A 19,249-nucleotide genomic window follows, 5' to 3' on the forward strand; every position below is an offset into this window, starting at 1 on the left:
TGAATCAGCCCGCGTCAGGCGAGCTTGATCTGGTCTCCGTCCACCGTGATCTTCTTCTTGGGCAGCGGCTTCGGCGCCGGGCCGCCGGTCACCGAACCGTCGGAGATGTCGTACTTGCTGCCGTGGCAGGGACAGTTGATCGTGCCGTCCGCGACGTCGGCGACCGTGCAGCCCGCGTGCGTGCACGTCGCGCTGAAGGCCCTGAACTCACCGGCGGTCGGCTGCGTGACCACGATCTTCTCGCTCTCGAAGACCTTGCCGCCGCCCTCGGGGATGTCGGCGGTGGCTGTCAGCGCCTTGCCGCCGGCGGCCGGCTTCTTGCTCTTCTTCGGTTCCGTGGCTCCGTAGCTCGGCGCCTCCGAACTGGGTGCGGCCGCGTCCTCCCCGGCTGGCTGTCCGTATCCCGCGCACGCGGTCAGCACCGCCGCGCCGGCGCCCAGCACCACGGCCCTGCGTGTCGTCTCCGCCATATCCGGTCCTCCCAGGTCGTTTGCTCACTTCAGGTACGGCCGGCGCACCGGCACCGGTTCAGCCTGAGGCGTGCCGATCCTGGGAACCACGCACAATTACCGGTTCAGACGATGATGATCCCGTCGCCCTGAAGCTTGACCTGGTAGGCGGCCAGCGGCGCCGTGGCCGGCCCCTTGAGGCACTTGCCGTCGTTGGCGTCGAACTCGCTGCCGTGGCACGGGCAGGTCATGACGCCTTCCTTCGGCGAGGCGACCGCGCAGCCCTTGTGCGTGCACGCGGCGCTGAACGCCTTGTAGACGCCGGCCGTCGGCTGGGTCACGACGATCTTCCACTTGGAGATCACCTTGCCGCCGCCCACGGGGACGTCGGCCGCCTTGGCAATCTCCTTGCCCTTGATGCCGGGCGCCGCGCCCTCGGGCTCGCCGCCGCATCCGGCCAGCGCCACGCCGCACGCGGCCACGCCCGCCGCGCCCAGCACCGTCCGGCGGCCGAATTCCGGCATGACGACATCACGCTCAGAACTTGTCATTTCCCGACCCTTCCGCGTCGCCCGTGACCCCCAACAGGCCAGGTCGTTACCCGTCGCACCAATCTATTGGCCGCCCAGGGCGGTCCCGTCAGCGGGTGGTAGGCGGACGGTCAGCGCTCCGCCGGACCCTGAACGCGCACACCGCGTCATGTCCAGCGTCCGGTCTCCGGGCACCGGATCTCAACCCCAGCAACCCCCTAAGGAGCTGTCGTGACCGACACCTTGAGCCCGCCACAACCAGCGGCCCCGCAGCGCGTGCGCTGGTGGCGGCGGCCCTGGATCGCCCCGCTCGCGGTGGTGGCGGTGGCGTTCCTCGCCTTCTCCCTGCCGCCGTACGCGACGTTCGACGAGGGCGGCTCCAGGGTGCCGGCGCCGGACTTCTTCCCGCCGCACTTCCCCTTGCTGGCCCTGCACGTCATCTTCGGGTCGATCGCCATGATCACGTGCTGCCTGCAGATCTGGCCGTGGTTCAGGGGCCGCTATCCGACGGTGCACCGCTACACGGGCCGCGTGTACGTGCTGGCCGGAGTGCTGCCCGCCGGGCTGCTGGGCCTGGTGGTGGGCGCCGCGACGCCGTTCGGGCACGTGGCGCGGGCGAGCAACGTGCTGCTGGCGCTGCTGTGGCTGGGGTGCACGCTGGCCGGCTGGCGCATGGCCAGGCAGCGGCGCTTCACCGACCACCGGCGCTGGATGATCCGCAGCTTCGCCCTGACCATGTCCATCATCACGAACCGGCTCTGGGGCGCGCTGATCGTGATGTTCGTGCCTCTGGAGTCGCTGGGCAGCACGCCGGAGCAGATCGGCCAGACGGTCGCCGGTCTGAGCACCTGGGTGGGATGGGTGCTGCCGCTCCTGTTCGCCGAGTGGTGGCTGGATCGCCCGGCCGCCAGGCGCCGACGCCGTCCCGCACGCGCCTGACCGGTGGAAAGCCCCTGTGCGGCTCGCGCCGGCCGCACAGGGGAGGTCTCTCGTCTCAGACGGACAGGATCTTGCGCAGGAAGCGCCCGGTGTGGCTCTCCTCCACCGCCGCGACCTCGTCCGGTGTCCCCGCCGCCACCAGCGTGCCGCCCCTGGACCCGCCCTCCGGGCCCATGTCGATCACCCAGTCGGCGGTCTTGATGACGTCGAGGTTGTGCTCGATGACGATCACCGTGTTGCCGCCGTCGACCAGCCGTCCGAGGACGCCGAGCAGGCGCCGGATGTCCTCGAAGTGCAGACCGGTGGTCGGCTCGTCGAGGACGTAGATCGTCCGCCCGGTCTGGCGGCGCTGCAGCTCGGAGGCGAGCTTGACCCGCTGGGCCTCGCCGCCCGACAGCGTGGTGGCGGGCTGGCCGAGCCGTACGTAGCCGAGGCCGACGTCGTTGAGCGTCTGCAGGTGGCGCTTGATCGCCGGGATCGCGTCGAAGAACCCGAGGGCCTCCTCGATCGGCATGTCCAGCACCTCGGAGATGGTCTTGCCCTTGTAGTGGACTTCCAGGGTCTCGCGGTTGTAGCGGGCGCCGTGGCAGACCTCGCACGGGACGTAGACGTCCGGCAGGAAGTTCATCTCGATCTTGATGGTGCCGTCTCCCGCGCACGCCTCGCAGCGCCCGCCCTTGACGTTGAAGCTGAAGCGGCCCGGCTGGTAGCCGCGCACCTTGGCCTCGGTCGTGGCCGCGAACAGCTTGCGGACGTGGTCGAAGACCCCGGTGTAGGTGGCCGGGTTGGAGCGCGGGGTACGCCCGATCGGCGACTGGTCGACGTGGACGACCTTGTCGACCTGGTCCATGCCGTTGATCCGGGCATGGCGGCCCGGCACCGTGCGGGCGCCGTTGAGCTCCTTGGCCAGGGCGTTGTAGAGGATGTCGTTGACCAGCGTCGACTTGCCCGAACCCGAGACGCCGGTGACCGCGGTGAACACGCCGAGCGGGAAGTCGATGTCGACGCCCTTGAGGTTGTGCTCGCGGGCGCCCTTCACGGTGATCTGGCGCTTCCTGTCGCGCTTGCGGCGCTTGGCGGGAACGGCGATGGACCTGCGGCCGGACAGGTAGGCGCCGGTCATCGACTCCTCGCTGGACAGCAGGTCCTGGACGGTGCCGGAGACGACCACCTGCCCGCCGTGCTCGCCCGCGCCGGGACCGATGTCGACCACCCAGTCGGCGGCGGCGATCGTGTCCTCGTCGTGCTCGACGACGATGAGCGTGTTGCCCATGTCGCGCAGCCTGATGAGGGTGTCGAGCAGGCGCATGTTGTCGCGCTGGTGCAGGCCGATGGACGGCTCGTCCAGGACGTACAGCACGCCGACCAGGCCGGAGCCGATCTGCGTGGCCAGGCGGATGCGTTGCGCCTCGCCGCCGGCCAGGGTGGCGGCGGCGCGGTCCATGGACAGGTAGTCGAGGCCGACGTCGAGCAGGAAGCCCATCCGGGCGTTGATCTCCTTGACCACCCGCTCGGCGATGTGCATGTCGCGGTCGGACAGCTTCAGCCCCGCCAGGAACTTCGCGCACTCGCCGATGGACATGCTCGCCACGTCGGCGATCGACATGTCGGCGACCGTGACGGCCAGCGTGACCGGCTTGAGGCGCTTGCCGTCGCAGGCCGGGCACGGGATCTCCCGCATGTAGCCCTCGAAGCGCTCGCGCGTGGCGTCGCTCTCGGCCTCGGCGTGGCGGCGCTGCACCCACGAGATGACGCCCTCGTAGGTGGTGTAGTAGGAGCGCTGGCGGCCGTAGCGGTTGCTGTAGCGGACGTGGACCTGCTCCTCGTGGCCGAACAGCAGCGACTTCTGCGCCTTCTTCGGCAGCTTCTCCCAGGCCGTGTCGAGGGTGAAGCCCATGGTGTGGCCGAGCGCCTCGGTCAGGCGGATGAAGTACTCGCTGGTGTGGCCGCCCGACCACGGGTGCAGGGCGCCGTCGCGCAGCGTCTTCTCCGGGTCGGGCACGACCAGGTCGGGGTCGACCTCCATCTTGGTGCCCAGGCCCGTGCACTCGGGGCAGGCGCCGAAGGGCGAGTTGAAGGAGAACGAGCGCGGCTCCAGCTCCTCGAACGACAGGTCGTCGTAGGGGCAGTAGAGGTGCTCGGAGTAGAAGCGCTCGCGGCCGGGGTCGCCCTCGGGCAGGTCGACGAACTCCAGCGTGATCGTGCCACCGGACAGCTGCAGCGCGGTCTCGACCGAGTCGGTCAGCCGCCGGCGCGCCGACTCCTTGACCGACAGCCGGTCGACGATGACCTCGATGTCGTGCTTCTCGTACTTCTTCAGCGTCGGCGGCTCTTCCAGCCTGATCACCGTGCCGTCGACGCGGGCACGGGCGAAACCCTTGGTCTGCAGTTCGCGGAAGAGCTCGGCGTACTCGCCCTTGCGGCCCCTGATGACCGGCGCGAGCACCTGGAAGCGGGTGCCCTCCTCCAGGTCCATCACGCGGTCGACGATCTGCTGCGGCATCTGCCGGGCGATCGGGCGCGCGCAGACCGGGCAGTGGGGCTTGCCGATGCGCGCCCACAGCAGGCGCAGATAGTCGTAGACCTCGGTGATCGTGCCGACGGTCGAGCGGGGGTTCTTGCTGGTGGCCTTCTGGTCGATGGACACCGCGGGCGACAGGCCCTCGATGAAGTCGACGTCGGGCTTGTCCATCTGGCCGAGGAACTGGCGGGCGTAGGCCGACAGGGACTCGACGTAGCGCCGCTGGCCCTCAGCGAAGATCGTGTCGAAGGCCAGGCTGGACTTGCCCGATCCGGACAGGCCGGTGAAGACGATCAGCGAGTCTCGCGGCAGGTCCAGCGAGACGTCCTTGAGGTTGTGCTCACGTGCTCCACGCACGATCAGGCGGTCAGCCACGGCGATCCCGGAAGTCGATAAACGGATAGGTCCACGGGGATAGTAGATGGGGGCACCGACAATTTCGGCGGCCCGCTCCCCGGCCCCCGAAAATCCGTCCCACTCAGACTACGGCCTCCCGCCGCGAGGGCAGGCGCTCTTTGGAGGTCAACCGCGCGACCTGCGCCTTTATGCCCGCGTACGGCGGCCGCCGCTGGTGAAGGGGCCACAGCCCTGCTGGAATGGCCGCCATGACGGTCATCCCCCGCGCTCCACTCCGAGATCACGGCGGCCACCAACCGTCTCCTGGCCACCGCGGCCGGCCTGTCGCCCGCCGGACTGTCCGCCCCCTCGAACCTGCCCGGCTGGACCCGCGGCCACGTCCTGGCCCACCTCGCCCGTAACGCCGACGGCCTGCTCAACCTGCTCGCCTGGGCCAGGACCGGGGTCGAGACGCCCCAGTACCCCTCGCTCGCCGCCCGGGCCGCCGGCATCGAGGACGGCGCCTGCCGTACCCCGGCCGAACATCTCGCCGACCTGGAAGACGGCGCGGTACGGCTCGCCCGCGCCATCCGCGAGCAGCCCGCGCAGGCGTGGAGCGGCCTGGTCCGCGCGCCGCGCCCGCCCTGGCACCCCGCCTGGTACGTGCTGGTCAGGCGGATCAGGGAGCTGGAGTTCCATCACGCCGACCTGGGCGCGGGTTACGGTCCCGCCGACTGGCCGGCCGCGTTCGTCCGGCGCGAGCTGCACGACTGCCTGGCGAGCTGGCCGTACAGGAGGAGCACGGTCGGCGAGATCACCCTCCTGGGCGAGCCCCCGGACATCTGGCGCGACCTCGGCGGGAACGCGGCGGCACCCGGCAGAGGGCTGCCCGCGGTGGCGGGCGGGCCGGTGGACGTGCTCGCCTGGCTGACGGGCCGCTCGCGTGGCGAGGGGATTAGGGTGGTGCGCGAGGGGCACGCCGTTCCTGAGCCGCCGCCCTGGCTGAGCCAGCCGGCCCCGCCCGGCCTTCCGGCGGCGCCCCCCGACGACTATCCGTGATCGGGCCCCGAGGAGATCTCATGACCTACACCGGCGACGTCACGGTCGGCGGCCCTGCCGATGTGCGGCAGCTGCCCGCGCTGAGCATCGCCAAGCTCGCCGTCGGCCCCTTCGACAACAACGCCTATCTGCTGCGCTGCGCCGAGACCGGCGACGGCCTGCTCATCGACGCGGCCGCCGAGGCCGACCGGTTGCTGGCGCTGGTCGACGAGCAGGCGATCAGCACGATCGTCACCACTCACCAGCACGGCGACCACTGGCAGGCGCTCGAGCAGGTGGCCAAGGTCACGGGCGCCCAGGTGATCGCCCACCCGCTCGACGCGCCCGCGCTGCCCGTCGAGCCCGCCCGCCTGGTCGAGCACGGCGACCGCGTCACGGTCGGCGAGGTCACGCTGGAGGTCATCCACCTGCGCGGCCACACGCCGGGTTCGATCGCTCTGCTCTACGACGGCGGCGAGACGATCAAGCATCTGTTCACCGGGGACTCGCTGTTCCCCGGCGGCGTCGGCAACACCTGGGACGACGCCGAGCGCTTCACCCAGCTCTACACCGACGTGGTCGAGCGGGTCTTCGACCGGCTGCCGGACGAGACCTGGGTCTACCCGGGCCACGGCAAGGACACCACGCTGGGCGCCGAGCGCCCGTCGCTGCCGGAGTGGAAGGCCCGGGGATGGTGAACCTGGCCGCGAGATGAGCTACCTGATCGGCCCGAGGATCCTGGCGATCCTGTCGGCGGCCTCGGCGGGGTTGGTGGTCGACTCCACCACCTCGCCCCAGGACCAGCGGTAGTACCAGCCTTCGGCGATCGGAACGCAGTCGACCGTCTCGGTCAGCAGCCGGGCACCGGGGTCGCCGACCCGCAACGAGGGCGGGTCGGCGCGCAGCGTGGCATCGAGGCCACGGAACTCCAGCTCCCTCGCGAGCTTGCCGAGGAAGTACGTGCGAGTGTGTTCGCGCGCCATGCCTCCATCAAAGCCGATGACGCCCGGCTTGAGGAGGCTCAGTTGTCGACGCGGTGGGCTTCCTTGCGCTGCTCGCGCTTGTAGAAGAGCATCCGCAGCGGGATCGCCGCCACGAGCGCGATCTGCATGGTCGCCCCGATCTTGATCGGCAGGTCGCCGCCCTGGGGGAAGGCCACCCAGAACGTCAGGAAGGCGACGTTGACCATGATCCAGCCGAGGACGACGGCGGCGAGCTGACCCTTGGGCTTCGGGTACTCCACACGGCTGACCATCAGCCAGGACACGCCGAGCACGGCCAGCAGCGACCAGATGTTCGCCTCGAACAGCATGACGATCGAGATGACGGTCATGCAGCCCATGGGGATGGGCAGGCCCATGAAGTCGCCGCTCTTGGTCTTCACGCAGGCGAAGCGGGCCAGCCGTACGACGCCGGCGATGAGCACGGAGGCGGCGGCGGTCAGCACCCACCAGATGGGCACCGTGCCGTTGAAGCCACCCCAGATCACCACCATGAAGGCGGGCGCGAAGCCGAAGCTGATGACGTCGGCGAGGTTGTCGAGTTCGGCGCCCATGGCCGAGGCGCGGAAGCGCCGCGCCACCAGGCCGTCGAACAGGTCGCAGGTGGCGCCGATGAGCAGCAGCACCACGGCGGTGGCGAAGAAGCCGGGCTGGATCACCAGGCCCTTGTTCGCCTGCAGGGAGCTGACGGCCGAGGTGGCCAGCACGCACACGGCCAGGAAGCCGCAGAGCGCGTTGCCCAGCGACAGGGAGTCTGCGGCGGAAAGTCGGAACGCCTTGCCGACGGGCCCACGGGGGTCCTCGTCGTCGGCTTGCCAGCCGCCTGCGTCAGCCGTGGTCAATTCGGGTCACCCCCGCAACCGTCTTCTCACCCACGGCGACCGCGGGCGTGATGCCTTCGGGAAGGTAGATGTCCACGCGCGAGCCGAACCGGATCAGGCCGATCCGCTCGGTCTGGGTGACCTTGGCCCCCGCGTTCAGGTACGGCACGATCCTGCGCGCCACCGCGCCCGCGATCTGCACCATCTCGATGTCGCCGAGCGCGGTCTCGAAATGCCACACCACGCGTTCGTTCTGGTCGCTGTCCTTGTTGAATGCCGGCAGGAACCCACCCGCCACATGCTGCACGGAGGTGACGGTTCCCGCAAGGGGTGCCCGGTTGACGTGCACGTTCAGCGGGCTCATGAAGATCGCCACCCGGGTCCGGCCGTCCGGCCACGGGTCGATGCTCTGCACCACGCCGTCGGCGGGCGACAGGACGCGGCCCTGACCGGGCGTCCGGTCGGGGTCGCGGAAGAACCAGAGCATCCCGCCGGTGAGTGCGGTCAGCGGCACGGCGGCCAGCGCCCAGCGCTTGTCCTTGCGGGTGAGCAGCGTGGTCGCGGCGGCGGCCGCCACGGTCGGGAGGAGCCACGGGGACACCCCGCGCGCCAGGCGCACGCGGGCGGTCTTAGCTGAATCGTCTGACACGGACAACCTTTGGAGTGGTGAACGAACCGGCGCTTTGCCGTGATGTTACAGAACTTGCAACTATGACACGACGCAACTAGACACAGCAAAGCGCCTAGAACGCCTTTTAGCTAGCCCCGCTCTGGCTTGCGCTCTTCACGCCCTTGCGCGCGTCGCTGCGGGACTTGAGCAGGCTGGCGACGGTGGTGACGACCATCGTGGCACCGATGACCGCGAGCGAAAGCTGGATGGGCACGGTGGGCGCCCAGGAGACGTCGCTGGCGTGCAGAGCCTCCAGAACCAGCTTAACCCCGATGAAGCCGAGGATGAACGCCAGGCCGTAACTGATGTAGACCAGCCGCTGGAGCAGCCCGCCGAGCAGGAAGTAGAGCTGACGCAGGCCCATCAGGGCGAACGCGTTGGCGGTGAAGACGATGAACGGGTCCTTGGTGAGCCCGAAGATGGCGGGGATGGAGTCGAGCGCGAACAGCAGGTCGGTGGTGCCGATCGCGACCATGACGATGAGCATCGGGGTGACCATGCGGCGGCCGTGGATCCTGACCATGATCTTGGAGCCGACGTAGTCGGGCGTGGTCGGGAACGCCTTGCGCACCCACCGCAGCACCGCGTTCTCCTGGAAGTCCTCGTCGTCGCCCTTGACGTGCTGGCGGACGATGTTGATCGCGGTGTAGACGAGGAAGGCGCCGAAGACGTAGAAGAGCCAGCTGAAGCGCTCGAGGGCGGCGGCGCCGAGCGCGATGAAGATGCCGCGCATGACCAGCGCCATCAGGATGCCGACCAGCAGCACCTTGTGCTGGTACTGCTTCGGCACCGCGAACCGGCTCATGATGATGAAGAAGATGAACAGGTTGTCGACGCTCAGGCTGTACTCGGTGATGTAGCCGGCGAAGAACTCACCGGCCTTGCCGCCCCCCTCGGTCACCCACAACAGCACACCGAAGGCGACGGCGAGCGCGATGTAGAAGGAGACCCAGTAGGTCGCCTGCCGCATGGAGAATTCGCGGGCCTCGCCCCTGTCGACGATCCACAGATCGATGGCGATGACCAGGAGGAGCCCGCCGATCACGGCGATCCAGGCCCACACGGGTACGGTCACGTTGTTCCTACCTCCGGCACGCATGACTGACAGCCGGAGGTCTCTCCCGCCGGCGCGATCGGCCGACCGGCAGCCCCGGGGGCCCCGTGGAGCGGGGCTACACCGTGATGACGAGGCTGCCGCGAAGGGATACTCCCCTCCCCTAACCAACGCAGTATAGGAGAACGCGGGGTCGCGACGTAATCTTCCCAGGCGTCTTCACGCGTTGTAGACGCCCAGGACAGCGTCCACCGCGTCGTCGTCGCGGGGCAGCGCCGCGCCCCTTTCCGCCGCCGCCCGAGCGTGCCGTTCCGCCTCGCCGGGCTCCTCCAGAACCGCCCGTACGGCCGCGCGCGCCACCCCCGCATCCCCGTACGGCACCAGCGTCCCGGCGCCCCCCAGCAGGTCAGGGATGCCACCCACCTCGGTGGCCACCACGGGACGGCCCGCCATGAGCGCCTCACTGAGGCTGAGCGGCGTTCCCTCCCAGCGGCTCGGCCAGAACACGACGTCGGCCGCGGCCAGCAGGTCGGGCACGTCGTCGCGGTTGCCCAGCAGCCGCACGGGCAGCTTCTCCCTGTCCACACGTTCCTGGAGCTCCCGCTTCAGCGGCCCCTCCCCCGCGATCGCGAACATCGGCTCCCGCGCGCCCCAGGGTCCGGCCGCCACGTCCAGCAGGAACTCCAGCCCCTTCTGCTGCGCCAGCCGCGCGACCGTCAGCACCACGGGCCGCTCCCCGGCGCCGAGCTCCTCGCGCACCCGCGCGGCGGTGCGTGACGGCGGCCTGGGCACGGGTGCGGGCACCACGGCCGGGCGCACGTCGCGGGCGCCGAGCGCGGTCATCCGCGCGCCCAGATCCGGTGAGACCACCAGCACGGTGCCGGCGCCCCGTGCCACGATCCGCTCCAGCACGCCGTGGATCGCGCCGATGAATCCCCCGGCGGTGAGCGCGTTGTGCAGCGTCACCACCAGCGGCGGGCGGGCCCGGCCGAGCCCGGCCAGGACGGCGAGGGCGCCCGCGCGCAGCCCGTGCGCGTGCACGACGCCGGCCTCGCGGGTGATGCGGCGGATCGCGGCGACCGCCGCCAGGTCGCGGGCCGGGTGCGGCCGGTCGGAGACGGCGACCGGGACGAACCGCGCCCCGGCCGCGCCGAACCCGAACGCCTCGCCGACGGCCGCCGGCCCGGCGACGACCACCTGGTGGCCGCGCCGTACCAGGCCTTCGGCCAGCATGAGCACGTGCCGCCCGGTCCCGCCTGACGTGGTTCCGAGCACGAACACCACCCGCACGACGCTTCTCCTCTCCACCATCCACTGATGCCCGTTCCGGTCCCGGTCAGCGCCGCAGGGCCATCCCGGCCAGGGCGCGGGCGTCGTCGCGGTCCAGCAGCGCCGCCACCGCGGCGCCCGCCACGATCGCGACCACCCCGCCCAGCACCGTGGCCCCGAGCCGCGGCCAGAACCCCTCGGCCCCGACCAGCCCCGCCGCCCACGCGCCCGCCAGGAACCCCGCCGCCCCTCCGGCCACCGCCGCGAACGCCGCCCTGACCAGCCCAGCGACCGCCGCCCTGCCACGGGCCCGCAGCACCGCGACCAGCAGCCAGAGTCCGCCCACGGTCATCCCGGCGCTCATCCCGAGCGCCATCCCGGCGATCTCCCACTCATCCGGCAGCACCAGCACGAACCCGGCCTGCGCCACCATCACCACCAGCCACCCGGCCACGGTTCCGGCGGCCGCCTCGCGGCCCTTGCCCGCCGCGTACAGCACCCGGCTCAGGTGCGCGATCAGCCCGTACCCGATCAGGCCCGGCGCGAACAGCGCGATCGTCCGCGCGAGCTGCGCGTGCGGCACCGCCGACTCCGTCCCCAGCAGGAACACCTCCGCGCCCGGCCCGGACACCGCCGCAAGCGCCCCCGCCGCCAGCCCCGACGCCAGCACGACCGCCCGCGTCGTGCGCGCGGCCAGGCCCGCGAAACCCTCCTCGTCACCGCTCTCCGCCCGCGCGGACAGCCCGGGAAAAGCACTGGTCGCGATGGGTACGGCCAGCACCGCGTACGGCACGAGGTAGATGGCCCACGCGTAGTTGTAGACCGCGATCGCCCCTACGCCGATCCCGTTGGACAGGTACAGCACCACGACCATGGCCGCCTGCTGGGCCAGCAACCCGGCGATCCCGGCGAACGCCAGCCGGCGCACCTGCGCGGCCACGCCCTCGGGGAAGCGCAGCGTGGGCCGCCACCGGAGCCCGAGCCGCGACGCGGGCCCGGCGACGGTGAGCACGAGCGCGAGCACGCCCAGGCTGGTCCCGGCCGCCAGCACGGTCTCGCCCGCGTCGAGCGGGCTGACCGGCGCGCTCACGCCGCCGCTGACCGGGACGAACACCAGGTAGGCGGCGATCACCACGATGCTGGACACCAGTGGCGCCACGGCGGGCCCGGCGAAGCGTTTGTGCGCCTGAAGGACGCCGTAGAGGACGACGGCCACGCCGTACAGGGGGATCTGGGGGGCGAAGACGACCAGCATGTCCGCGGTGACGGCCCGCACGGCCTCGAGCTCGCACGGCGGGAGCGCGGAGCCGTAGAAGAGCCCGGCGATGGGGCCGGCCAGCACCGCCACGGCCACGGCCGGCGGGACCAGCACGACCAGCACCCAGGTCAGCAGGGCCGAGGAGACCCGGCTCACGTACGCGTGGGCCTCGACGGGCGAGGCCGCCACGGCCTGGGCGCCGCGGGCGGCCTCCGGGGAGTCGGGTTCCTCCAGCGGCGGCTCACCCCACGGACGGGCGCGGGCGGCGGCGCCGGCGAGGACCGGAACCACCATGCCGGCCAGCGCTCCCCCGACCACCACCTCGAAGACGATGTTGGGGATCTGGTTGGCGGTGAAGTAGGCGGTGGACAGGCATTCGGTGCCGACGGTCTGGGCGAAGACGTACTGCTTGGCGAAGCCGGTGACGCGCGCGAGGATCGTGATCGCGCCGATCAGTACCGCGCCGCCCGCGACGCCCCGCGCCAGCCGTCCGGTCACGGGGCGGGGCGGCGGCCGAGCATGTCGATGCGGTTGAGCACCGGGTTGCCCGCGATGACCTTGGTGAAGGAGACCTTCTCCGAGGCGGCGGTCAGGACGGCGACGGTGCCGAGCACGGCCAGCCGTCCCGGGCGGCCGAGCGTGGTGACGGCGGCCAGGCCGAGCAGGGCGCCCAGGGCGTTGGCCCCGGCGTCGCCGAGCATGGCGCGCTCGCCGAGGTCGTCGGGCAGCAGTGCGGCGGCGGCGCCCAGCGGGACGGCGGCCAGCGCCGCGCCCGACGGGGAGCCGCGCAGCAGTGAGGCGGCCAGCAGCGGGCCGCCGGTCAGCAGCGCGACCTTGATGGCCCGGCCGGGCCGCAGGTCGAAGAGGTTGGCAAGGTTGGCGGCGCCGGCGATGGTGGCGCCGTTGGCGAGGGTGTCGAGGGGGCCGCGCGAGACGAGCGCGGCGGCGGCCAGGCCGGTGGCGCCGATGCCGAGGATCTTGACGGCGCCGCTGGTCACCTCTCCCTTGGCCAGGGCGCTGAGGTGGCCCTTGAAGCCCTTGGAGGAGGTGCTGCCGTAGAGGTCGTCGTAGGCGCCCAGCGCGCCGCTGCCCGCTCCGGCCAGGAGGGCGGCCAGCCGTACGCGGGGGTCCAGGCCGGGGGCGAGCGCGGCGGCGGCGCTCGCGCCCGCCACGAACGCGGGACCTTCGAGCAGCGTGATCGGCTCGCCGCGGTGGTTGCTCCGGGTCCAGGTGGCGGCGGCGCCCAGCCCGCCCGTGGCCACGACCTCGCCGGACGGCGTGGCCGTCTTCTCGGGAGCCTCGGCCACACGCGAGGTGAAGGCGGAGTAGGCGGCGCGGGCGGCGACGGCGCCGAGTGCGGCTCCGGCGAGCGCGCACAGCAGGGCACGGGCCATGGTTCAGCTCCCTGACGAGGTGGGGACGGGGGTGGGACTGGGCAGCGGCGGCTGGAAGTCGGTCACGCCGGTGCCGATGCCGTACTGGCCGGCCCGCCCGGCGATCTGCTCGCGCAGGGCGTAGACGCCGACGACGCGGCCGGCGGGCATGTCGAGGGTGTCGATGCTGGAGACCCGCTGGCTGATGTCGCCGGAGTCGCGCAGTTCGGTGATGACGCCGCCGGGGGCCACCGCGGTCGTGCTGCCGGCGACGAGCGCGCCCTTGCTCCCGGCGTCGAGGCCGGCGGCGAGGGAGACGAGCGCGGCCGCCTGCGTCTCGGCGCGCTCGCCCTCGAAGGGCTTGTCCGGCGCGAACATCACCGCGAGCGTGGCGCGTTTGTCGACGTCGCCCTCGACGCTGATGAAGCCGCCCTTCTCGAACGCGGCCAGCACGGCGGCGGTCTCGGCGTTGGCGGTGCCCGCCTGGGTGGGGTCGGCGGTGGTCAGCGTCGCGGCCAGGAGCTGGGCGACCTTGTCGTAGACGCTCGCGCCGGCGGTGTAGGTGAGGTCGGCGGGCTTGAGCTGGGTGGCCAGCCCGTCGAGGACGCCTTCGCTGTCGAGGGCCAGGAACTTGTCGCTGATCGTCACCCGCTGGCCGACGGTCGCGCCGGCCTGGTCGAGCACCTGCTGCTGCGCCTCGCGCAGGGCGCCGGTGGAGCCGGGCGTGTCGACCAGCAGCACGCGCTGGCCGCTGAGCCCGCCCGCGACCAGGGCCAGCACCGGGGTCATGTCCTTGACGAAGGAGTCGTTGCCGGCCTGGCGCCGGGCCAGGTCGTCCTTCTCGGCGCGCAGCTCGCTGTTGTTCTTGATCAGCCCGTCCGTGGTCTCCTTGGCCATCTGGATGGCCGGATTCTGCAGCAGCGTGGTGCCCATGACGATGCCGACCGCCAGCGCGAGAAAGATGGCGACGATGGAGACGAGGTGATAGCGGAAATCGATCACGAGAAAAGTCCGACCAGCCAGAAGATGAAGGCGTTCCAAAGGTCTTGCTGGCCGTTGAGCCAGGTCTGGCCGATGGGCGAGCTGAACAGAGCGACCCCCATCGTGACGAGCGCGGTGCTCACCAGCAGCAGCAGCTGCGGCGTGGAGATGCGGCTGCGGTAGAGCCTGCTCACGCCCTTGGCGTCGATGAGCTTGCTGCCGATGCGCAGCCGGGTGAGGAAGGTGCTGGCCATGCCGGAGCGCCCCTTGTCGAGGAACTCCTCCAGCGTCCAGTGGGTGCCGACGGCGACGATGAGCTCGGCGCCCTTGTCGTCGGCCAGGAGCATGGCGATGTCCTCGCTGGTGCCGGTGGCGGGGAAGATGACGGCCTCGCGGCCGAGCTGGTGCACGCGCTCCAGGCCGGGCGCGCGGCCGTCGCGATAGGCGTGCACGATGAGCTCGGCGCCGCAGGTGAGGGCCTTGGTGGAGACGGAGTCGAAGTCGCCGACGATCACGTCGGGCAGGTATCCGGCCTCCAGGAGCGCGTCCGCGCCGCCGTCGACGCCGATGAGGACGGGGCGGTACTCGCGGATGTACGGCCGGAGCGTGGCGATGTCCTCTTTGTAGTGGTACCCGCGCACGACGATGAGAACGTGCCTGCCCTCGATGGGGGTGCGGATCTCCGGCACGCCGACTCCGTCGATGAGAAGCCTGCCCTCACCACGAACGTACTCCATCGTGTTGACGGCGAAAGCCTCGATCTGCACGGAAAGTCCGGCGCGTGCCTCGGCCATGGCGGCCTCGACGGTCTCCTCGGTCGCGACGTCGCCCTTGCCGACCATCTCCTCGCCGAGGTAGACGATCCCGTCGCAGACGCGGACCGGTTCGCCGTCTGCCACCCGCTCGAACAGCTCGGGCGTGGCGTTGTCGACGAACGGGATGCCGGCCTCGACCAGGATCTGCGGACCGAGGTTGGGGTAGCGCCCGCTGATCCCCGCCGCGACGTTGACCACGGCGGCGGCGCCGCACGCGACGAGCGCCTCCGCGCTGACCCGGTCCACGTCAACATGGTCGATAATCGCAATTTCCCCCGGCCGGAGGCGCTTGGTTAGCCTCTTCGTCCGCCGGTCGATTCTCGCCACTGCCGTGAGGCCGGGAAGGTCACCGACCTTCCTGCCGCGGAGGCCCGGCAACTTGTTCCCCGGTACCTTCATCAAGACCATCCTGCCAGAGCCGGAGAGCCCGGGGGCCACGCACTGCGCGGCGTGTCTGATATGTCACGCAGAGTCGGCAGCGGCGAGCCCCAGCAATTCTTCCGCATGGGCCCTGCCCAGCTCGGAATCTTCCAGGCCCGCCAGCATGCGCGAAAGCTCGCGTACCCGGCCCTCGTGGTTGAGCGTGAGCACGCCGCTGCGCACCACGCTGCCGTCGCTGGCCTTCTCCACGACGAGGTGCTGGTCGGCGAAGGCGGCCACCTGCGGCAGGTGGGTGACGACGATGACCTGGGCGGTGCGGGCGAGCCTGGCCAGGCGGCGGCCGATCTCGACCGCGGCCTTGCCGCCCACGCCCGCGTCGACCTCGTCGAAGACGAAGGTGGGCACCGGGTCGGCGCCGGCGAAGACGACCTCGATGGCGAGCATGACGCGGCTGAGCTCGCCGCCCGAGGCGCCCTTGTTCAGGGGCAGCGGCGGCGCGGCCGGGTGCGCGGCCATGCGCAGCTCGACCTCGTCGACGCCCTCGGGGCCGAACTCGGCGCTCTGGGCGAGCTGCACGACCACGCGGGCGTGCGGCATGGCCAGCGCGGTGAGCTCCTCGGTGACGGCCTCGCCGAAGCGCTCGGCGGCGGCCTCGCGCACCTTGGTCAGCTCGGCGGCCAGCTCGGTGAGCCGCTCGGTCAGCTCGTCGAGCTCGCGGGTGAGCTCGTCGATGCGTTCGTCGTCGCCCTCGAGCTCGGTCAGGCGCGCCGAGGACTGCTGCGCCCAGGCCAGCACGCCGGCGCTGTCCTCGGCGTACTTGCGGATCAGGCCGGTCAGCAGCGAGCGGCGCTCCTGCACGATCGCCAGCCTGGCCGGGTCGGCCTCGATCGACTCGGCGTAGGCGGCCAGGTCGGTGGCCACGTCGGAGATGAGGTAGCCCGCCTCGGCCAGCCGGTCGGCCACCTGGGCGAGCTGCGGGTCGAAGTCGCGCACACCCTCGACCGCCGAGCGGGCCTCGCCCAGCAGCGAGATCACGTCGTGGGTGCCGTCGGCGGACTCCATCGGGTCGCCGAGCAGCGCCGTGTGGGCGCCGGTGGCGGCGGTGCGCAGCGCGTCGGCGTGGGAGAGCCGCTCCTCCTCCGCGCGCAGCTCGACGTCCTCGCCGGGCTTGGGGTCGACCTTCTCGATCTCCTCCAGGCCGAAGCGCAGCAGGTGGGCCTCCTGGGCGCGCTCGCGCGCCCGGGTCGTCAGCTCCTCCAGCAGCGCGGCCACCTGCTTGTGCCGCTTGTACGCCTGCGAGTACGCCCGCAGCGGCTTGACCAGATCGTCCCCCGCATACCGGTCGAGCGCGGCGCGCTGCCTGGCCGGCTGCAGGAGGCGCTGCTGGTCCATCTGCCCGTGGACGGCCACCAGGTCGTCGGCCAGGTAGGTGAGCGTGCCGACGGGGACGGTGCGCCCGCCCAGCCAGGCGCGCGAGCGGCCCTCGGCGGAGACGGTGCGCGAGATGATCAGCTCGCCGTCCTCGACCTCGCCGCCGATGTCCTCGACCTGCTGGCCGACGCGGCCGCCGGCCTCGATGACCAGCGTGCCCTCGACGGTCGCCTTGTCGGAGCCCGGACGGATGCGCGAGGGGTCGGCACGGCCGCCGAACAGCAGGCCGAGCCCGGTGACGACCATGGTCTTGCCCGCTCCGGTCTCGCCCGTGACCACGTTGAATCCCGGCGAGAGCTCGAGAACGGCCTCGTCGATGACACCCAGCCCCTGGATGCGGACCTCTTCGACCCTGGGTCGCACCGGCCACTCCTGTCGCTGCCTGCGTTTACGGTCGCACCCGGCTTCGGAGCCCACTGTCCGAACACACGTGCGCAAGCGATCCTACGCGCTCCTGAGCCAATTGACTCAGGGACGCACCCTTCCGCGCCACCCCTGCACGGGAAGTTCGAACTTGGCGACCAGCCTGTCGGTGAACGGCGCGCCGGTGCTCTCGATGCCGTGCAGGCGGGCCACGCGCACCGGGTGCTCGCCGCGGCGGACCTCGACGCGGGTGCCGGTCGGCAGGTCGAAGCGGCGGCGGCCGTCGCACCAGAGCACGCCGCCCGGCGTGCCGGGCAGGATCTCGACGGCGAGGGTCGCGCGCGGCGAGACGACCAGGGGCTTGGCGAACAGCGCGTGGGCGCTGATCGGCACCATGAGCAGCGCCTCCACCTCCGGCCAGACCACCGGGCCGCCGGCGGAGAAGGCGTAGGCAGTGGAGCCGGTCGGGGTGGCGCAGATGACGCCGTCGCAGCCCCAGCGCGACAGCGGGCGGCCGTCGACCTCGGCCACGACCTCCAGCATGCGCTCGCGCTTTTCGACGGTGGCCTCGTTGAGCGCCCACGTGTCGGCGATCACCTGGCCGTTGAGCCGGGCGAGCACGTCGATGGTCATGCGCTCCTCGACGTCGTAGTTCCCGGCGACGACGCTGTCGACGGCGGCGGCCAGGTCGTCGACCTCGGCCTCGGCCAGGAAGCCCACGTGGCCGAGGTTGACGCCGAACAGCGGGGTGCCGGCCGAGCGGGCCAGTTCGGCCGAGCGCAGCAGCGAGCCGTCGCCACCCAGGACGATCATCACCTCGGCGTCCTTGGCCGCACCGGGGTCGCACGGCACCACCTCGGCGCCGACGCACCCGATCTCCACGGCCTCCTGCTCCAGCACGCGCACGGTGATCCCGGCGTCGACCAGGCGGTTGACGACAAGGCGGGCGCTGTCGACGGCGGCGCCGCGCCCGGTGTGCACGGTGACCAGAACGGTCCGGTTCATTGGGGCCCTTCTTCTACGGCGCGCTGGATCTCGGCGTCGAGGTCGAGGAGCCCGGCGACCGGCGGCTCGCCCTCCCCCTTGCCCAGCCAGAGCAGGTATTCGACATTTCCCGACGGTCCCGGCAGCGGGCTGGCCGTGACGCCGCGCACCGCCAAACCTATGTCCTGTGCCTTGGCGGCGGCGTCGCGGACCGCCTGCGCGCGCAGCGCGGGCTCGCGCACCACGCCGCCGGCGCCGACGCGCTCCTTGCCCACCTCGAACTGCGGCTTGACCAGCATGACGAAGTCGGCGGCCGGCGCGGCCACGGCGGCGAGCGCGGGCAGCACCAGCCGCAGCGAGATGAACGACAGGTCGCCGACGATCAGCGTGGGGGCCTCGCCGACCATCTCCGGCGTCAGGTCGCGCACGTTGACGCGTTCCATGACGGTGACCCGCTCGTCGGTCCGCAGCGACCAGGCGAGCTGTCCGTAGCCGACGTCCACGGCCAGGACGTGGGCGGCGCCGTGGCGCAGCAGCACGTCGGTGAAGCCGCCGGTGGAGGCGCCGGCGTCGAGGCAGCGGCGGCCCTCGACGCTCAGGGCCTTGAAGGCCTCCAGCGCGCCGAGCAGTTTGTGCGCGCCGCGCGAGACGTAGTCGGGGCCGTCGGGCGACTCGGCCACGACGATGGCGGCGGCGGTGTCGACCTGGGTGGCCGCCTTGCCGGCGACCTGTCCGCCGACGCTGACCCGGCCGGCTTCGATGAGCTGGGCCGCCTGTTCGCGGGAGCGGGCCAGGCCGCGCCGTACGAGCTCGCTGTCGAGCCGGACGCGTCGGCTCACTGCTCGTCCATCGCGGCGAGGGTCTCCTCCAGCCCGGCGAACGCGTCGTCGTAGACGGCGGCGTGCTCGCCCACGGGCAGCCCGGACAGACGCTCCAGACCTGCGAGAACGGCGTCGACCCGTTCGTCGCCCGTCCCCTCCGGGATCTCAGTCATGACACGACCGTAACGCCTGGCACCGACACCCGGCACCTCGG

19 protein-coding genes are annotated in these 19,249 nt (G+C 71.7%); 3 read left to right on the top strand and 16 right to left on the bottom strand.

Annotated elements, in window-relative coordinates; translation table 11 throughout:
• Positions 1–14 precede the first annotated feature (14 nt).
• Positions 15–470 carry a Rieske (2Fe-2S) protein gene (locus ACFWY5_RS50470; RefSeq protein ID WP_184974084.1) on the bottom strand — a complete coding sequence of 152 codons (456 nt, stop codon included), beginning with the start codon at positions 468–470 and terminating at the stop codon, positions 15–17.
• A gap of 104 nt (positions 471–574) precedes the next feature.
• Positions 575–1,000, bottom strand: coding sequence for a Rieske (2Fe-2S) protein (locus ACFWY5_RS50475; RefSeq protein ID WP_379617611.1), 426 nt, complete (start codon positions 998–1,000; stop codon positions 575–577).
• A 210-nt stretch (positions 1,001–1,210) separates the two neighbouring features.
• Between ACFWY5_RS50475 and ACFWY5_RS50480 the strand changes: the two genes are divergently transcribed.
• Positions 1,211–1,918, top strand: coding sequence for a DUF2306 domain-containing protein (locus ACFWY5_RS50480; protein ID WP_379639263.1), 708 nt, complete (start codon positions 1,211–1,213; stop codon positions 1,916–1,918).
• A gap of 55 nt (positions 1,919–1,973) precedes the next feature.
• Here ACFWY5_RS50480 and uvrA read toward each other — a convergent pair whose 3' ends face one another.
• On the bottom strand, positions 1,974–4,814 hold the full coding sequence (gene uvrA, locus ACFWY5_RS50485) for an excinuclease ABC subunit UvrA (protein ID WP_379639264.1): 2,841 nt from the start codon (positions 4,812–4,814) through the stop codon (positions 1,974–1,976).
• Positions 4,815–5,075: 261 nt separating this feature from the next.
• Between uvrA and ACFWY5_RS50490 the strand changes: the two genes are divergently transcribed.
• Both ACFWY5_RS50490 and ACFWY5_RS50495 read left to right on the top strand, forming a co-directional pair.
• The gene (locus ACFWY5_RS50490) at positions 5,076–5,834 is read left to right on the top strand and encodes a maleylpyruvate isomerase family mycothiol-dependent enzyme (protein ID WP_379639282.1); all 759 of its coding nucleotides are present in this window, start codon (positions 5,076–5,078) and stop codon (positions 5,832–5,834) included.
• A 20-nt stretch (positions 5,835–5,854) separates the two neighbouring features.
• Complete coding sequence (locus tag ACFWY5_RS50495) at positions 5,855–6,511, top strand: MBL fold metallo-hydrolase (RefSeq protein WP_379617603.1); 657 nt, start codon at positions 5,855–5,857, stop codon at positions 6,509–6,511.
• 18 nt (positions 6,512–6,529) lie between these two features.
• Here ACFWY5_RS50495 and ACFWY5_RS50500 read toward each other — a convergent pair whose 3' ends face one another.
• From ACFWY5_RS50500 to ACFWY5_RS50560, 13 genes are all read right to left on the bottom strand, one after another.
• Entirely contained in the window at positions 6,530–6,796 is a 267-nt protein-coding gene (locus tag ACFWY5_RS50500) for a hypothetical protein (RefSeq protein ID WP_379617601.1), read from the bottom strand.
• Positions 6,797–6,834: 38 nt separating this feature from the next.
• Positions 6,835–7,656, bottom strand: a complete 822-nt coding sequence (pssA, locus tag ACFWY5_RS50505) for a CDP-diacylglycerol--serine O-phosphatidyltransferase (protein ID WP_379617599.1) — start codon at positions 7,654–7,656, stop codon at positions 6,835–6,837.
• Entirely contained in the window at positions 7,643–8,284 is a 642-nt protein-coding gene (locus ACFWY5_RS50510) for a phosphatidylserine decarboxylase (protein WP_379617597.1), read from the bottom strand. The genes pssA and ACFWY5_RS50510 overlap by 14 nt, the downstream gene beginning before the upstream one ends.
• 106 nt (positions 8,285–8,390) lie before the next feature.
• Entirely contained in the window at positions 8,391–9,380 is a 990-nt protein-coding gene (locus ACFWY5_RS50515) for a TerC family protein (RefSeq protein ID WP_379617595.1), read from the bottom strand.
• Between the two features lie 198 nt (positions 9,381–9,578).
• Positions 9,579–10,649 (bottom strand): glycosyltransferase, encoded by a 1,071-nt coding sequence (locus ACFWY5_RS50520; protein ID WP_379639265.1) that lies wholly within the window; start codon positions 10,647–10,649, stop codon positions 9,579–9,581.
• A 46-nt stretch (positions 10,650–10,695) separates the two neighbouring features.
• Positions 10,696–12,384 carry a murein biosynthesis integral membrane protein MurJ gene (murJ, locus tag ACFWY5_RS50525; protein ID WP_379639266.1) on the bottom strand — a complete coding sequence of 563 codons (1,689 nt, stop codon included), beginning with the start codon at positions 12,382–12,384 and terminating at the stop codon, positions 10,696–10,698.
• Positions 12,381–13,280 (bottom strand): hypothetical protein, encoded by a 900-nt coding sequence (locus ACFWY5_RS50530; protein WP_379639268.1) that lies wholly within the window; start codon positions 13,278–13,280, stop codon positions 12,381–12,383. The genes murJ and ACFWY5_RS50530 overlap by 4 nt, the downstream gene beginning before the upstream one ends.
• A gap of 3 nt (positions 13,281–13,283) precedes the next feature.
• Positions 13,284–14,261, bottom strand: coding sequence for a copper transporter (locus ACFWY5_RS50535; RefSeq protein ID WP_379639269.1), 978 nt, complete (start codon positions 14,259–14,261; stop codon positions 13,284–13,286).
• Positions 14,258–15,454 carry a putative cytokinetic ring protein SteA gene (steA, locus tag ACFWY5_RS50540; protein WP_379617585.1) on the bottom strand — a complete coding sequence of 399 codons (1,197 nt, stop codon included), beginning with the start codon at positions 15,452–15,454 and terminating at the stop codon, positions 14,258–14,260. The genes ACFWY5_RS50535 and steA overlap by 4 nt, the downstream gene beginning before the upstream one ends.
• A gap of 63 nt (positions 15,455–15,517) precedes the next feature.
• Positions 15,518–17,230, bottom strand: a complete 1,713-nt coding sequence (gene recN, locus ACFWY5_RS50545; RefSeq protein ID WP_379617583.1) for a DNA repair protein RecN — start codon at positions 17,228–17,230, stop codon at positions 15,518–15,520.
• A gap of 105 nt (positions 17,231–17,335) precedes the next feature.
• On the bottom strand, positions 17,336–18,235 hold the full coding sequence (locus ACFWY5_RS50550) for an NAD kinase (RefSeq protein ID WP_379617581.1): 900 nt from the start codon (positions 18,233–18,235) through the stop codon (positions 17,336–17,338).
• Positions 18,232–19,053 carry a TlyA family RNA methyltransferase gene (locus tag ACFWY5_RS50555; protein ID WP_379617579.1) on the bottom strand — a complete coding sequence of 274 codons (822 nt, stop codon included), beginning with the start codon at positions 19,051–19,053 and terminating at the stop codon, positions 18,232–18,234. Before ACFWY5_RS50555 ends, ACFWY5_RS50550 begins: the two co-directional genes overlap by 4 nt.
• Complete coding sequence (locus ACFWY5_RS50560) at positions 19,050–19,208, bottom strand: hypothetical protein (RefSeq protein WP_379617577.1); 159 nt, start codon at positions 19,206–19,208, stop codon at positions 19,050–19,052. Before ACFWY5_RS50560 ends, ACFWY5_RS50555 begins: the two co-directional genes overlap by 4 nt.
• Between the last annotated feature and the right edge of the window lie 41 nt (positions 19,209–19,249).

This window comes from Nonomuraea sp. NPDC059007 (genome assembly GCF_042740555.1).
GTDB lineage: Bacteria > Actinomycetota > Actinomycetes > Streptosporangiales > Streptosporangiaceae > Nonomuraea.